Raw genomic sequence first — 13,854 nt, forward strand, 5'->3', positions numbered from 1 at the left:
CGCATGGGCGTACGAGGAATGGCTAAGAGAGCAGGAGGAAGAAGAATGAAGAAATTTATGGCAATATTCGCCGCCTTGGTAATGGCGATTATATTGGCCGCATGTGATGAAGATTCGAATGTGACACTGAACAGTGAAACCGACGCACAGATTGGCAAGAAAGCAGCGGTCGAGGCTAAGACGCCAATAACCAAGCGCATTACAATTGCGCACGTGATTGATTTTGACGGAGTGAAAATTCCGCTCACAACCACATACGCGATTGACAAGAGCCTCGCAAACAATTGGCGTTTTACGTATCAGTCGATGGTTGACCTCAAATTGGGAGTCGCAAGCCTGCCAGATAATCTGCAACTAGTTGTTAATAACGTATATGCAAATGTGTCGTTAGTATCAACAAAAATGAGCACAAACGGCGTGCGACAAGACAGCTTGAACCAGAATTATTCAACGTTGCCACAAGGCGGTGTCTCGATTAATGCGGCCAGCGATTACGAAATACCTTTTCAGGTGGAAGGTATCAACCAAAACGAAACCAGTATGACCGTCATCAACGGTTACGGGTCAGCAAACACTTCGCGCGTAACCGAAAGCGACCTTCGTGGCAGAGGAGTGCAAGGCGGAAAGCTAAATGTCGTGTGGACGCTGCTAGTTAAGGCTGGCGACCGGCATTTTGTAAAAACGGTGACTGATCGTATTGGACTGCCGTATGCAGCTAAGGAGTAAGAATAATGAGTGATTTTATTAGGGGATACATGGTGAACAATGATTTAGGGTTTTCCTGGAACTTTAACCGCAATAACGGTTACTTCGGCCTTGCCGTTGCTGGCACAGGCGCGATAACCACCGACCGTGCCGCAGCCGACCACGTAGCCTCAGAACAAGATGGCCACAGGCTTGCTAACACTCCTGACGTCCCAATCACTAAAAACGATCGTGCCCTTATTGTAAAGGCTATGAAGCCAAAAATCATGCTTACTTTAGGTGAATCTGGGAAACTTGAGCCGACTATTTATCATGAAGGCGGAATAGATTATGGTGCCATGGCATTTTCACCGTTAATTAACGGCCATGGGGTGACCGACGATGAGCAATGAGACGAAGCGGGAAGTGTTTAACAGGGCTCTTGATTTTTTCGTAGCGACCGGGCTTGTGAGAAACAGTAACTATAACTTGGAAAGGTATCAATATCTTTCAGAATATGACGCCGCCTTGCCAGATAATCTGCCGGTGATTCCGGAAGACGTTAGTGAATGGTTGACATGGTGCAAAATGAGTCACCATTCGTTAAAGGATGCGCTTGATGGTGAAACGCGCGTCAGCGAAGACGTTTTTGCCCGTGCATGGGCGCTAGGTGTCTGGCAGGTCGAAGAAACAGGCGAAATCGTGAAATTGGAGGCGGAGGACTGATGGCAACTACCACGACAGAAATTTGGGTTGAATGCAATGATGGCCACACGAAACTGTCAGGGCTGAGCGTTGACGGGTTCCCAATCAGCGATATTTGCAAATACACTGGCATTATAAGGTTCGTGCTCACCGAGCATCAGGAGGTGCGAGATGAAGCGGATTAAGCATTTCTCCACGTGGGCAGACAGAATGCTGAACACATACGCGATTGGCCCGACCGAGGCAGAACTCATATCTGGTGTCGACGAAGCAATGGCGAAGAATGGTATCGGCACGCGAGTTCGTCATTTGGTAATTGAGGACCTTTTAAACCAAGAGGTAGTTAAGGGCCGAAGTTATGACCTTGCCAAGGCGCTTGAAAACCTCAAACACCCTGAAAGGTGCTCCTTGACTGAGGCTGAAACGAACACTGCCCTGAAAATTTTAAGCACGGAGGTGACCGACAATGTTAATTAAGCTAGACAGCGGGGACTACATCAACACAGAAGCAGTCGAAGTAATCAAGGGCGGTGACAACCCGTACATCGGATTGCGGAGCAACAATTCGTTCGACATCACTCCCGCCGACCGCGACCGCATCGTGGAAGCGATGGGCGAAAAGCCGAGTGGCGAGTATGGGGAAGTCATTCGGTGGAATATAGCAGGAAATCCATATGAGATAGATCTTGACGGAAAAACCTACACACTCACGGAGGTGGAACGGTGACAGCACACAAATACTACAAGCGCGGTCTCGTTATCGCAGAGCAGTTTGACGGGTCTGCGGAGATGGCAGAAAAGATGCTTCCTGGCTGTGAGCGAGGAAACAATGAGGTCTGGCTCAGGAACGCCTTTGACACAGAAGGCAACTTCATCTATCAAGACGAATTGAAAGTTGGCGACTGGGCTGTGCCTAACGACTATGCCACATGGCTCATGTCTGACGAAGATTTCCATGCAACGTATGCCGAGTTGCCTGTGATTCCGCAGAAGGTAGCTGATTACATCCAGAAGGCCAAGGCTGGCACATGGGGCATCATTGACTGTTACTACCACGTAGCCGATAACGTGACTGCGTGTGGCTTGGATGGCGTGCGGGACTGGGAACGATGGATTGTTGACCATCAAGACACATTTGCTCGCGCATGGCTCGATGGCTACCAGATTGAGGAGGGACAGCATGAAGAAAGTTAACAGCAATCCGGTACAGCTCACCTTGCACACAGCCACGACGAAGCAAACGTGGACTTGGTTCATGGTTATGGATGGCGCCAAGTACTTCCACGGCGTATGGGGCAAGCCTATCGCACCCACGCTCAAACGCTGGCGGCGACTACGGCGGTTACTAATGCAGGAGGAACGAAATGACTGATAAAGACCTTGATACCGTTTTCCAGCGCGCTGTGCCGTCATGGTTAATGCTCCTACTACTCATTCCACTTGGTCTGTTAGACGCATGTGTCGCCAAATATGGCTGGAATACCTTTGTAGTGCCAACCTTCGGTGGTCCACGGCTGACCATCATGGTCACGTGGGGACTGCTGGTATTCTTTAATTACCTGATTACTAAACGTAGAGATATGGAGAACAGCAAAACCTCGTGGAATGAATTAATCGGAGCAGTGTTCATCTGTTTATGGTCGTGGTTAATAATGTTCCTACTACACTTTTTCATCTGAGGAGGCGCGAGAATGACTGAAACCAAACAGGCTTACGCGAAGATTAAAGCTAGTGATTTAATGGACTATTTCCTAAAACGTGCAGCGCAATTGCCGGATGAGTTATCGGCACAGTTTATCGCTGACATTTCATTCGGAATAAACAATGTGCTTAATCCAGACGAAATTTTGCGCATACCAACCAAGGGAGTGATTTACCGATGACTGAAACCAAACAAGACATATTTAACTATCTGGTCAACCGGACGATTGCAATCAGCCTCCAGCTAGGTATGGCTAAGCCGATGACCGAGCAGTTTGAGCGGGACATGCGTGCGCTCTACGATGCCGCCACTGATGGCGACCCTGATTGCCCGTACTGCCACGATGATGATAATTGGATTGCCGATAGTGATGGTTGGAAGCGACTGTATGTTAATCCAAGTGGCGCAGTTGAGATGTGGAACTTTAGCGAACTCATTATCATTCACTATTGCCCTATGTGTGGGAGGCATCTAACCAATTTCAGGCGCGAATGATGGGCGCGCCAGCGTACTTCCGCGACGATAAGCCTGTCAGTATCGGCGACTGGATTATCGGCGGAACTCTGATTATCTCTAACACGGAATTTCGCAAACTGTATGCGGCTGTGAAATGATCAACAAAAATCATCATGTCTACAGCGGAGGAAAAATCTTGGAACGAGCAAAGTTTAACTATCTGATTCAAATCATCAAAGACTACCCGAACGTGCCAAAATATCTGCACGAGCGCGAAGACGAAATCCTCCACCCGTGGCACGAGCAAGACAATAACATCGGAGGCGGCCGTCCTAGCTCTTCTAATGGACAGGAACGTTTGCTGGTGAAGTTATCCGACGACCGGCGTTTAAACGCTATACGGACTCAATATGATGCCGTGGGAAGATGTTTGGCGAATACTGACCCAGACACGTTTCGAATTATCAACGAACTGTATCTCAAGCCACGTACAACGCTAACCGTGGACGGAGTGGCAGACCTACTGCACATGCCCACGCCAACTGTGCGCAAGCGTAAATCACGGTTTGTTGAAACACTTGCTGACGAACTGGGTATTTAATAAATTGTCACAAAAATGGTCTCAATTGCACTTGTCAACGCCTTATATTAGTAGAGTAGACATCTGTTGATTGTTATCTCGCGATTAAGCTCAATATCGTAGTGCCCTATCACTGCGACACCACCCGGTCAGGTCAAACTGCTGGGTGGCATTGTAGTCGGACTCTTCACCGACTACATCTCTCCACACTCACCCGGGCAACCGGGGTACATATTGGAATATAGCCAAGTGGTAAGGCAAGAGGCTTTGAACCTCTAATCGCAGGTTCGAGCCCTGCTATTCCATTAGGTTAAGAAGGTGCGTAGAGCACTAACGTGGTTGACTATCCTCAATACCACAGTGCCAGTAGCCCAGTTGGTAGAGCTTAACGTCGCGGGTTCGATTCCCGCCTGGCACATACGGCACAGCCGTAAATATTTTATTGGTGGACTATCATCCGCACAATACATCTTAACAGTCGATAGTCACTCACATCATGGGTGGCTATTTTTATGTGAACTGGAGGGCTACCATCGTGCAGACTAAGCTCGTATTCATTAATGGTCACCGCAAACTCGTACCACTAGACTATCGTCCGCGTCAGGATTCAGACCGCGCATATAACAGGCACCGGACGCAGACTAACGGCAAGTACGTGGCGTTCTATCGGTCAGCACAGTGGCTACATTTACGGCAACAAATACTGGAGCGTGACAATGGTATCTGCCAACGATGTGGTATGGAGGCAACGCTCGTGGATCACGTTGTTCCAAGCGAAGACGATTGGGATGACCGGCTGAATGCCGACAACCTGCAATCACTGTGCAAGGATTGCCACTATTACAAGACGCGGCGCGAGACGGCTAAGCGAAAGAAAGGTGTGAAGCGTTCGATGCGCATCAACGTGATTGCTGGTTATCCAGCAAGCGGCAAGACAACCTACGTTGCCCACCACTGTGGAAGCCATGACTTAATCTTCGACTACGATGCTATCATGCACGCACTTACTGGGCTGCCTGAACACATCAAGAACATTGACGTTCACGACTATGTAACGCTTATTCGTGAACTGATACTTCGCAAGCTCAAGGCAGAACAAACCTTCGACAACGTTTGGATTATCACAACGTTTCCAGACGAGAAGCTCGATAGTCTGTTAGTCAGTCGAGACTTGCATCATCTCATGCTGAACACATCAAAAGAAGTTTGTATTGAACGATTGAACAAACAACACAGAAACGTTCCTGAACTTGTGAAGGTCATGTCACGGATTGATGAGCAAAAATCGGAAGGAAAATTTTCCGGCTTCGAAATTATCGCGCAATAAAATCCCCACCCCACCCCCGTCTATTTTTTCGGGGGCTACATTTTCGGCTGCTCCTGAACGGACAGCCTCTTTTTTGCATCCCAATTTCCATCAATTTTAGGGGATGTTGTGGTGGTACATCCCATATTCTTACTATTTAGGAGGTGAAAGTGGGTAATGGCTAGAAAACAAAAGATACTGTCCCAATCTCAAGGGCACTTAACCGTACTTCAACAGGAAGCAAAGATGCAGGCCGAGATTTTAGCTGCTGATGGTTTGCCGGAATTGCAGAAGACACCGCCAGCACATCTTGAACCGATTGCTAAAGCCGAATACCGCCGCATCGTGGGCAGTATTGGTAAGCTACCGCTACGGAACTTGGATCGTACTGAACTTGAAGCATATTGCACGTGGTATGCGAGCTATCGTCACATCGTGGACGCGATGAATAAAGCACAGGCCGATGGCAGTACAGAGGAATATTTAGGCTATTTGAGCCAGCTACGCAAGGCTACGGACGCAATCAAGGGTCTGGCGAGCGACTTAGGTTTGAACGTTAACAGCCGTATGGCGATGAATATGCCGAAAGTGGAAAAAGAGAAGAAGTCACTCACGGATATGTTTGGATAGGGAGGTTAGACGATGAAATTCACAGACCCGACCCCAAATTTTATAAAACGTGTGCTGGACGGGCGCTTGCTAACGTCCGCAGCGGTACTGCAGGCGGTCAAACGCCAGGAATCCGACTTAAAACGTACCGACTGGCGCTGGGTATGGGATACGGAGCTTGCTGGCAAGGCTGTGAAGTTCATGGAGCTCCTACCTGAACCGAAATCCGGCAAGGCACAACCACTAGCACCGTTTCAGAAGTTCATTATTGGCGTTTTATACGGCTGGGTGGACAAAGACGACCACACAATCAGACGGTTCACGGATGCGTTTATCAGTATGAGCCGAAAAAACGGTAAAAGTCTGCTAGTGTCGGGTGTTCTACTCTATGAGTTCCTATTCGGCAAGAATCCCGCTAACAAGCGTCAACTATATACCGCCGCCAACGACCGCAAACAGGCCAGCATCGTGTTTAACATGGTCAAAGACCGATTACGGGCGCTCTGCCGAAAAGACCCGGAAATAAAGCGAATGACGAAAATCATGCGTGACGAGATGGCCAATCTGGATGACGGCAGTACCATTCGCAGCTTCTCACGCGATGCGGGTCTAGTCGATGGTTATGAGCCACACGTCGCTGTCGTGGACGAATATGCGAACGCCAAAACAACCGACATGCTCGAAACGCTCGCTTCTGGGCAGGTGCTGTTACCTAGTTATCTGACGTTTATCATCTCCACTGCCGGATTCGACATGAACGTGCCGATGTTCACGCAGAACTACCCATACGCTAAAAAGGTGCTCTCTGGCGAAGCCGAGGGCGAGCGGTATTTCGCGTTTATTGCTGAACAGGAATCAGTCGAAGAGATTAATGACGAACGCCAGTGGATTAAATCGAACCCACTGATGGATGTGGACGTTTTGCATGACCAAATTCACGACTATTTGGCGCAAAAACTCGAACAAGCCCGCGAAGATGGCAGCTTGAACGCAAAATTAGTCAAAAACTTCAATATTTGGCGACAAGCCACCGAGGATAGTTATTTGAACTTTGAAGACTGGAAATCCGCTGAAACGGACGAAAAACCCGATTTGCGCGGCCAAAAAGTCTGGTTCGGCATTGACGTAGGTCGTACAAGTGACTTGTTCGCTATTACGTGGCTGGTTTTGCAAGAAGGTCACTGGTTTGCGGACGGCTATGCGTTCATCGCCAGCAAGGGCGGCATTGAAAACAAGATTAAAACCGACAAAATGGACTATCTAGCTGCCGAAAAACGCGGCGAGTGCGAGATTACCACACTCGAATCCGGAATTATTGACAACGACCGTGTTTATGAATGGCTGGAAGACTTTATCGAACGCAACGACATTGACGTGCAGGGGATTTGTTATGACCCATACCAATTCGGGCCAATGCTAACAACCATTGAAAAGAACCACCCTGAATGGCCGATGGTTGCGGTACGTCAGGGGACGCTCACACTGTCGATGCCAACTAAACAGTTCCGTGATGACATCATCGGCGGCAAAATTCAACACAGTGGTAACCAGCTAATGCAGATGGCCGCGATGAATGCGGTGCTGATTAGCGACAACAACGGTGTGCGGATTAACAAGAATAAATACGCCAATAAGATTGACATGATGGACGCGCTGCTGGACGCATATGCGGTTGCATTTACTGAAGATGTTGACGCGTTTTTGAATGACGAAGACGTGTTCAGCGATGACTTTGGATTTTAAGGAAGGCGATTATATGAATCAAAAAATATTAACCGCTATGTATTGGCTGGTGACTAACATCGCCCCTCTACTTCTGCTTGCGGGGATGGCAATAATCACAATCGCCAGTTTTAGAATCTCCACTACGATCGGTTTGTATACGCTTGGCGGATTAATCGTGCTAGTTGCCACTGTTTTACTGCTCCCCGATGAAAGGGGGTGATAAATAATGAAGCTATTTCGCAGTATTGATTATGCGACTAATACCGACCCACACTGGGCGGGCAGTTTGCTCGATGAAGGAATTTTACCGTCCACACGCCATGGGTACACGGGTATCGGTGCATTGCGCAATTCGGACGTTCTGACTGCCGTTTCGATTATTGCGGGTGATATTGGTCGGTTTCCATTAGTCGTGGAAGACCGCAATAACGACAAAATTGTCTCACTGGAAAACGTTGAGTATCTGATGAACACGAAGGCTAATAACCGGCTGACCGCTTATCAGTGGAAATTCAGCATGGCGGTGAATGCGATTCTGTCTGGTAACGCGTATTCGCGGATTGTGCGTGACCCGTTAACCGGCGAACCGGCGATGTTTGAGTTCTACGCACCATCGCAGACACAGATTGACGACAACGACCCCGCACAAATCGTGTACCGATTCACGCCATACAACTCGGGTGTGCAAAAGGTGTGCGAAGCAGCAGACGTGATTCACTGGAAGTTTTTCAGTTATGACACGATTCGTGGGCGGTCGCCGCTGTTGTCACTGGGCAAAGAAATTAGCTTGCAAGATTCCGGTGTGTCCACGTTGCAAAAGTTTTTCTCTGACGGCCTGAAAGGGTCAATCCTGAAGGCAAAGGGTAAGCTCGGTGCTGATGCTCGCCGTAAAATGCGGCAAGACTTTGAGAAAGCACAGGCTGGTGCCTCTGCTGGTGCGCCGATTGTGGTCGATGACACTATGGACTACACACCGCTTGAAGTTGACACCAACGTACTAAACCTGATTACCAGTAACAACTACTCCACAGCACAGATTGCTAAGGCTTTGCGCGTTCCGGCGTTCCGGTTGGCACAGAACAGCCCGAACCAGTCCGTCAAGCAGTTGTCTGACGACTACGTGCAGAACGATTTGCCGTTTTACTTTATGCCGATTACGACTGAATTCGAGATGAAGCTACTTGATGACCAGCAACGACATAACTATTCAATCAGCTTTGACACTAGTGCCGTTGCTGGGATGTCTGTCGATGACGTAGTTAAGCTCAAAAAGAACGGCGTTATTGTCGGTGATGAAAGTCGCAAGCGTTTGGGCATGAAGGCTACCGGCTTGCCAGATATGAACAAACTGGAAACTGACTTGAACACAATCTTTTTAGACCAGCGCAGTGTTTACCTCGCATCGAAGGGAGGTGATGAAAATGACAAAGGAAATTCGAACAACCACAACGCCAATGGAAATTCGGGAAGCGACTGATGACCAGCCAATGGTGATTGAAGGCTACGCGCTGAAATTCAATCGTGCATCTAGCCCGATGGGTGTTGGCGAATATACATTCCGCGAACGGATTGACCCGCACGCGCTCGACAACACCGACATGCGTAATGCCGTGGCATTGTTCAACCACGATCAGTCGCAAGTTCTCGGACGTAACGGCGTTAACCTTGAGCTTTCTGTGGACGAAACGGGATTGCGGTACAAGCTGACGCCGCCAAACACCCAACTTGGTCGCGATTTGGTTGAAAACGTGCGTGCGGGCATTATCAGTCAGTCTAGTTTTGCGTTTACCATTCCAGACAACACCGATGCCGAAAAGTGGACCCGCGACGGTGATGCTGAAGCTCCGTACAATCGCCTGATTCGGTCAATCGACCATATCTATGACGTTTCACCCGTAACCACGCCAGCATATCCAGACACCGAAGTGAAAGTCAGTGCACGGTCACTAGACGCAGTAAGAGCGCTCGATTTGCCGCCAAAGTGGCAGACTGAACGTGAAAAAATGATTTTGTTGCAAGGTCTCGACTAGTCGGGGCCTATTTTTATACCAAAAAACAGGAGGTCAATCATGACTTTAGATGAAAAACTAGCTGCCATTAAGAAGCAACTCGACGAAAAGCGAGCTTCTGCGGAAGCTCACAAGGCAGAAGTTCGCTCTCTGCTCGAACAGGACACCGAAGACGCCACTGTCAAGGCTAAGGAAGCACGCGCAGCGTTCGACAAGGAATCTGCCGAAATCAAGGACTTGGAAGAAAAGCGCAGCCTTTATGAAGGCGCACTCGAAGGCAAGCAGGAACCCGCTAAGACTGTTGCCCACAAGCCAACCACAGACGAACGCCGCAAGGAAATCAACGCGTTCATCCGTAGCAAGGAACTGGGCAAGGAAATGAATATTCCAGCATACATGCTCCGTGACGGTGAAGCCTCTGCCGACCCTACCACCACCGGTGTTAAGTCCGCGGACAACCAGTTCCTGATTCCAGTTGACCAGTCTTACGTTCCACAGCGTGAATTGCAGACGGTTGTTGACCTCAAGCCATTCACCCACGTAATCCCTGCAAAGCACGCACAGGGTGTTTACCCAACGCTCAAGAACGTTACCAGCGTTCTTCACACTGTGGAAGAACTCGAAAAGAACCCAACCCTTGCTAAACCTGAATTTGACAAGGTTGATTGGAAGGTCGCAACCTACCGTGGCGCTATTCCTATCTCACAAGAAGACATCGACGATGCAGAAGCCGACCTGGTGGGCATCGTCAACGAAAATGGCCAACAGCTCAAGCGCAATACCGCAAACGCAGCAATTGCAGGCGAATTGAAGAAGTTCGCTGCTAAGACTGTTTCTTCCATTGACGACCTTAAGGAAATCAACAACGTAGCGCTCGACCCTGCATACAACCGTGCGCTGATTGTCTCCCAGTCCTTCTACAACTTCCTTGACACCGTGAAGGATGGTAATGGTCGCTACCTGCTCCAAGATTCCATCATTAGCCTATCCGGTAAGACTGTTCTGGGCATGAGTGTTGTGGTCGTCGGTGACACCGTACTCGGCGCCGCTGGTGAAGCTCACGCTTTCCTTGGCGACTTGCCACGCGCAATCATCTTCGCAGACCGTGCCGACCTTGACATTCAGTGGGTTGATAACGACATCTACGACAAGTACCTGCGCGCGGGTATGCGTTTTGGCGTAGCAACTGCCGACACCAAGGCTGGATTCTTCCTGACCTACACAGCCCCAAAAGCGTAGAGCCGGACACTCCGGCGGCTTTTGACCCCAACGGCGACACTAAGCCAACTAGCAGTAACACGGTTGATGAAATCAAGGCATGGCTGACAGCGCACAGCATTGCCTTCACCGGCAAGACTGCGAAGGCTGACTTGCTGGCCCTTGTTCCCGCTGAATAGAGGTGGCGTAAATGGTTGACGAAGTAAAACACGCCGGCCTGACCACGGCACAATTTGCGGTGCTGAAAATGTACTGCAAGATTGACCAAACTGTGGAAGATGACATGCTGGAAGCACTAATCTCCAGCGCATCAACACAGATTGCCAGCGCCGTGCAGACCGGCATTGCCCCTGAATTATTACTCAAAAAGCCTGAAACACGTGACCGATTTTTTACAGCCGTTATTAAGCAGGTCAAGGAAGAGTACGACTATCGCGGTGAAGGTGCAGACGTTATGCGCTATCCGCTGCTAGATACAGTCTCTGCTATCGTTAACCAGCTTCGAACGGAGGTGTCTGACGATGCGAACGACTAACATGCGCGAACGCATTACGTTCATCTCGTATGGTCGGGGCGTTGTGAACGGCGTACCAACAAGCAACACCGAAACCGAGCACATGACGGTCTGGGCGGAAGTGCCTAAGACGCCAATGCGTGAGGCCAGCAATGACTTGGGCATTCGCACCGAAAAACCCACGTTCATCGTACGGTTTTTAACCGATGAGGACATCGAACCGACATGGCGGATTAAGTGGCGTGGCAGTGAATACGAAATCACCGGTCTAGATCCAGATTATCAGCGCCGCGACATTACGACTATTACCGCGAAGAAGGTGGGGTCATGACTGTTACTGGCGATGGCGATTTGCTGGCGAAGATTCAGGCACTGGACAACGGCGTTCAACGTAACGCCCGCGCAGCAATTCGTGACGGTGCAGAGACATTCGCCGATGCTTTGAAGACTGACACGCCTGTCTGGTCGGGTGAAACCGATGCCCCCACCCACATGCGTGACGACATTCGAGCAACGGGTGTTCGCGACCGTGGTGGGATTCTTGAATCTGACGTTGGCTATGGGACAGACACCGGTTACCGCGTGCACTTTCCAAACAATGGGACTAGCAAGCAATCGCCACAGCACTTCGTGGAAGAAACACAGGAACGCACGCGTGGCAAGGTGCTAGAGACGTTTTTATCACACTTAAAGGTAGGTGGTTAAATGCTCGCATTAAATCTGGTTTATGATGCGCTTTTTGGTAGCGAACAATTAACGCAAAAACTCGAAGATGTGCGCGGAACCACCGACCCACTAGGTGGCATTTACATTGGCACACCGGATTTTGACAACACGACCGATGCGGATATTGTTGCACTCTCTCCGTGGATTAGGATTACCGATTTACCGGGGGATGAGACTACGGACGCGGACGATGATCGCTTCCTTGAATATCCACGCGTGCAGGTTGATTTTTGGTGCAAGAATGAACTCTTGCCGCAAGCGTCAGAGATTGACACGCTAATTAGTAAGGCCATGCACGCCGCTGGTTGGGAGCGGGTTTACCATCATTCAGATGTTGACCACGACACACCGCAACTGCGCATGGTAACAGCATATTTTCAATCACAAGGGATTCCCGTTTAGGGGTCTCTTTTTTAATTAGGAGGAAAAAACATGAGTGACGTAACTCCAAAGAAGCAAGCCAAATTTGGTGCTTCTGGATTTGAATACGGGATTGTCGGTGACGACGAACTCGTAAAGACGACAACTAAGGTTCCCGGCCTTAGTTCTGTAAAGATGGACATCACGACCGAAACTAAGACGTTGGCCGCTGACGATGGCCCATACCTGATTCTTTCTGGTGGTATTACCGAAGCCACTGAAACCATCGAAAACTACGATGTTAACAGTCAGATGAAGCAGGACTTGTACAACATCAAGGTCGTAAATGGTGTGGAAGTCTACCCAAAGAACCTCACGCCAAACTACGTAGCAACACTGTTCCGCACCAAGCTATCTGGCGGTGGTTACGTATGGGTTGGGATGCTCAAGGGTATGTTCAAACTGCCTTCCGTTGACACCAAGACGGTTGACGGCACGCCAGACCCAACGGCAGACTCCATCGAAGGTTCCTTCATTCCACGTGGCGATTCTGACAACGGCAACGTTGTGCTGATTGGCCGTGAAGACAACGAAGGATTTAACTTCGAACAGTTCCACAAGTGGGTATTCCCTGCCGAAGCTGACGAAGCAACGATTACTGAAATCCCAAAAGCGTAGCGAATTCTAGATAGACAGCAAGCTCGCCTAGTAAATACACAGTAGGGCAACCGGCGGGCGATGGAGGAAAAAATATGTACGAAATCAGTTTGAACATTAACGGTCAGGTTAATAAGTTTGTGCGCAACGGTGAACCCGGACTGGGTGACACCACTGCCGCACTCAAGGTTCAGCAACAGCAATTACGCATGTACGCCCGTGAAGACGGCCCAACGAATGCCGACTTTGACGCAAACGAAGCCAACCTTGCCAATTTCGCAGTCAACTTCTGGAACGGTCAATTCAGCCGCGTTGACGTAATTGCTGGTGCTACTAAGAGTTTGAAATCCCTTGATTCAATCAACAAGGCCATTGCGGATGCACTGGATGACGGCGAGGAATCGGAAGAACCAGCAAAAAAATCACAGACACGGACGTCCAAGAAGCGCTCAACAACATCTACGACTTCTACAAAGCCAGACTTGCAGACGGTTACAAACTAGCCGACATCGGCAAGATGACGTTCCGTGATTTGAAGACCTTGAATGATATTTACGAAGAAAAGGAAACGACTATCGACAAAGCGTTCCCATTCTTATTCAT

Annotated in this window: 23 protein-coding genes and 2 tRNA genes; all 25 read left to right on the forward strand. The window is 49.3% G+C overall.

Annotated features, from left to right (window positions below; all coding sequences use genetic code 11):
• Positions 1–45: 45 nt before the first annotated feature.
• Positions 46–726, forward strand: a complete 681-nt coding sequence (locus tag FC18_RS08875) for a hypothetical protein (RefSeq protein ID WP_054677330.1) — start codon at positions 46–48, stop codon at positions 724–726.
• A 5-nt stretch (positions 727–731) separates the two neighbouring features.
• Positions 732–1,097, forward strand: coding sequence for a hypothetical protein (locus FC18_RS08880; protein WP_225353654.1), 366 nt, complete (start codon positions 732–734; stop codon positions 1,095–1,097).
• Positions 1,087–1,410 (forward strand): hypothetical protein, encoded by a 324-nt coding sequence (locus FC18_RS08885; protein WP_054677332.1) that lies wholly within the window; start codon positions 1,087–1,089, stop codon positions 1,408–1,410. Before FC18_RS08880 ends, FC18_RS08885 begins: the two co-directional genes overlap by 11 nt.
• A 150-nt stretch (positions 1,411–1,560) precedes the next feature.
• Entirely contained in the window at positions 1,561–1,866 is a 306-nt protein-coding gene (locus FC18_RS08890) for a hypothetical protein (protein WP_054677334.1), read from the forward strand.
• Positions 1,856–2,116, forward strand: a complete 261-nt coding sequence (locus FC18_RS08895) for a hypothetical protein (RefSeq protein WP_054677335.1) — start codon at positions 1,856–1,858, stop codon at positions 2,114–2,116. Before FC18_RS08890 ends, FC18_RS08895 begins: the two co-directional genes overlap by 11 nt.
• Positions 2,113–2,583 carry a DUF1642 domain-containing protein gene (locus FC18_RS08900; RefSeq protein ID WP_054677337.1) on the forward strand — a complete coding sequence of 157 codons (471 nt, stop codon included), beginning with the start codon at positions 2,113–2,115 and terminating at the stop codon, positions 2,581–2,583. The genes FC18_RS08895 and FC18_RS08900 overlap by 4 nt, the downstream gene beginning before the upstream one ends.
• Positions 2,570–2,761 (forward strand): hypothetical protein, encoded by a 192-nt coding sequence (locus FC18_RS08905; RefSeq protein WP_054677339.1) that lies wholly within the window; start codon positions 2,570–2,572, stop codon positions 2,759–2,761. Before FC18_RS08900 ends, FC18_RS08905 begins: the two co-directional genes overlap by 14 nt.
• A complete protein-coding gene (locus FC18_RS08910; RefSeq protein WP_054677341.1) occupies positions 2,754–3,068 on the forward strand; it encodes a hypothetical protein in 315 nt (104 codons plus the stop codon). Before FC18_RS08905 ends, FC18_RS08910 begins: the two co-directional genes overlap by 8 nt.
• A gap of 12 nt (positions 3,069–3,080) precedes the next feature.
• Entirely contained in the window at positions 3,081–3,272 is a 192-nt protein-coding gene (locus tag FC18_RS08915) for a hypothetical protein (RefSeq protein ID WP_054677344.1), read from the forward strand.
• Positions 3,269–3,586 carry a hypothetical protein gene (locus FC18_RS08920; RefSeq protein ID WP_054677346.1) on the forward strand — a complete coding sequence of 106 codons (318 nt, stop codon included), beginning with the start codon at positions 3,269–3,271 and terminating at the stop codon, positions 3,584–3,586. Before FC18_RS08915 ends, FC18_RS08920 begins: the two co-directional genes overlap by 4 nt.
• 157 nt (positions 3,587–3,743) lie before the next feature.
• Positions 3,744–4,148, forward strand: a complete 405-nt coding sequence (locus tag FC18_RS08925; RefSeq protein WP_054677348.1) for a hypothetical protein — start codon at positions 3,744–3,746, stop codon at positions 4,146–4,148.
• A gap of 214 nt (positions 4,149–4,362) precedes the next feature.
• Positions 4,363–4,433 (forward strand) — tRNA-Gln (locus FC18_RS08930).
• A gap of 54 nt (positions 4,434–4,487) precedes the next feature.
• Positions 4,488–4,545, forward strand: a tRNA-OTHER gene (locus FC18_RS08935).
• A gap of 114 nt (positions 4,546–4,659) precedes the next feature.
• Positions 4,660–5,454 (forward strand): HNH endonuclease, encoded by a 795-nt coding sequence (locus FC18_RS08940; RefSeq protein WP_156300817.1) that lies wholly within the window; start codon positions 4,660–4,662, stop codon positions 5,452–5,454.
• 156 nt (positions 5,455–5,610) lie between these two features.
• Entirely contained in the window at positions 5,611–6,063 is a 453-nt protein-coding gene (locus tag FC18_RS08945; RefSeq protein ID WP_054677352.1) for a P27 family phage terminase small subunit, read from the forward strand.
• A 12-nt stretch (positions 6,064–6,075) separates the two neighbouring features.
• Positions 6,076–7,785 (forward strand): terminase large subunit, encoded by a 1,710-nt coding sequence (locus tag FC18_RS08950; RefSeq protein WP_056976113.1) that lies wholly within the window; start codon positions 6,076–6,078, stop codon positions 7,783–7,785.
• Between the two features lie 208 nt (positions 7,786–7,993).
• Positions 7,994–9,244, forward strand: coding sequence for a phage portal protein (locus tag FC18_RS08960; RefSeq protein WP_056976114.1), 1,251 nt, complete (start codon positions 7,994–7,996; stop codon positions 9,242–9,244).
• On the forward strand, positions 9,189–9,797 hold the full coding sequence (locus tag FC18_RS08965) for an HK97 family phage prohead protease (protein WP_054677357.1): 609 nt from the start codon (positions 9,189–9,191) through the stop codon (positions 9,795–9,797). Before FC18_RS08960 ends, FC18_RS08965 begins: the two co-directional genes overlap by 56 nt.
• A 39-nt stretch (positions 9,798–9,836) precedes the next feature.
• Complete coding sequence (locus tag FC18_RS08970) at positions 9,837–11,015, forward strand: phage major capsid protein (protein WP_054677359.1); 1,179 nt, start codon at positions 9,837–9,839, stop codon at positions 11,013–11,015.
• A gap of 169 nt (positions 11,016–11,184) precedes the next feature.
• Complete coding sequence (locus tag FC18_RS08975; protein WP_054677361.1) at positions 11,185–11,529, forward strand: head-tail connector protein; 345 nt, start codon at positions 11,185–11,187, stop codon at positions 11,527–11,529.
• On the forward strand, positions 11,516–11,839 hold the full coding sequence (locus tag FC18_RS08980; RefSeq protein WP_054677363.1) for a head-tail adaptor protein: 324 nt from the start codon (positions 11,516–11,518) through the stop codon (positions 11,837–11,839). The genes FC18_RS08975 and FC18_RS08980 overlap by 14 nt, the downstream gene beginning before the upstream one ends.
• Positions 11,836–12,213, forward strand: coding sequence for an HK97-gp10 family putative phage morphogenesis protein (locus tag FC18_RS08985; RefSeq protein WP_054677365.1), 378 nt, complete (start codon positions 11,836–11,838; stop codon positions 12,211–12,213). The genes FC18_RS08980 and FC18_RS08985 overlap by 4 nt, the downstream gene beginning before the upstream one ends.
• Positions 12,214–12,636 carry a phage tail protein gene (locus tag FC18_RS08990; protein WP_225353657.1) on the forward strand — a complete coding sequence of 141 codons (423 nt, stop codon included), beginning with the start codon at positions 12,214–12,216 and terminating at the stop codon, positions 12,634–12,636.
• Between the two features lie 30 nt (positions 12,637–12,666).
• Entirely contained in the window at positions 12,667–13,272 is a 606-nt protein-coding gene (locus tag FC18_RS08995) for a major tail protein (RefSeq protein WP_054677366.1), read from the forward strand.
• Between the two features lie 74 nt (positions 13,273–13,346).
• A complete protein-coding gene (gene gpG / locus FC18_RS09000) occupies positions 13,347–13,754 on the forward strand; it encodes a phage tail assembly chaperone G (protein WP_054677369.1) in 408 nt (135 codons plus the stop codon).
• Positions 13,755–13,854: the final 100 nt, after the last annotated feature.

This window comes from Lacticaseibacillus sharpeae JCM 1186 = DSM 20505, assembly GCF_001436225.1.
Taxonomy (GTDB): Bacteria; Bacillota; Bacilli; order Lactobacillales; family Lactobacillaceae; genus Lacticaseibacillus; species Lacticaseibacillus sharpeae.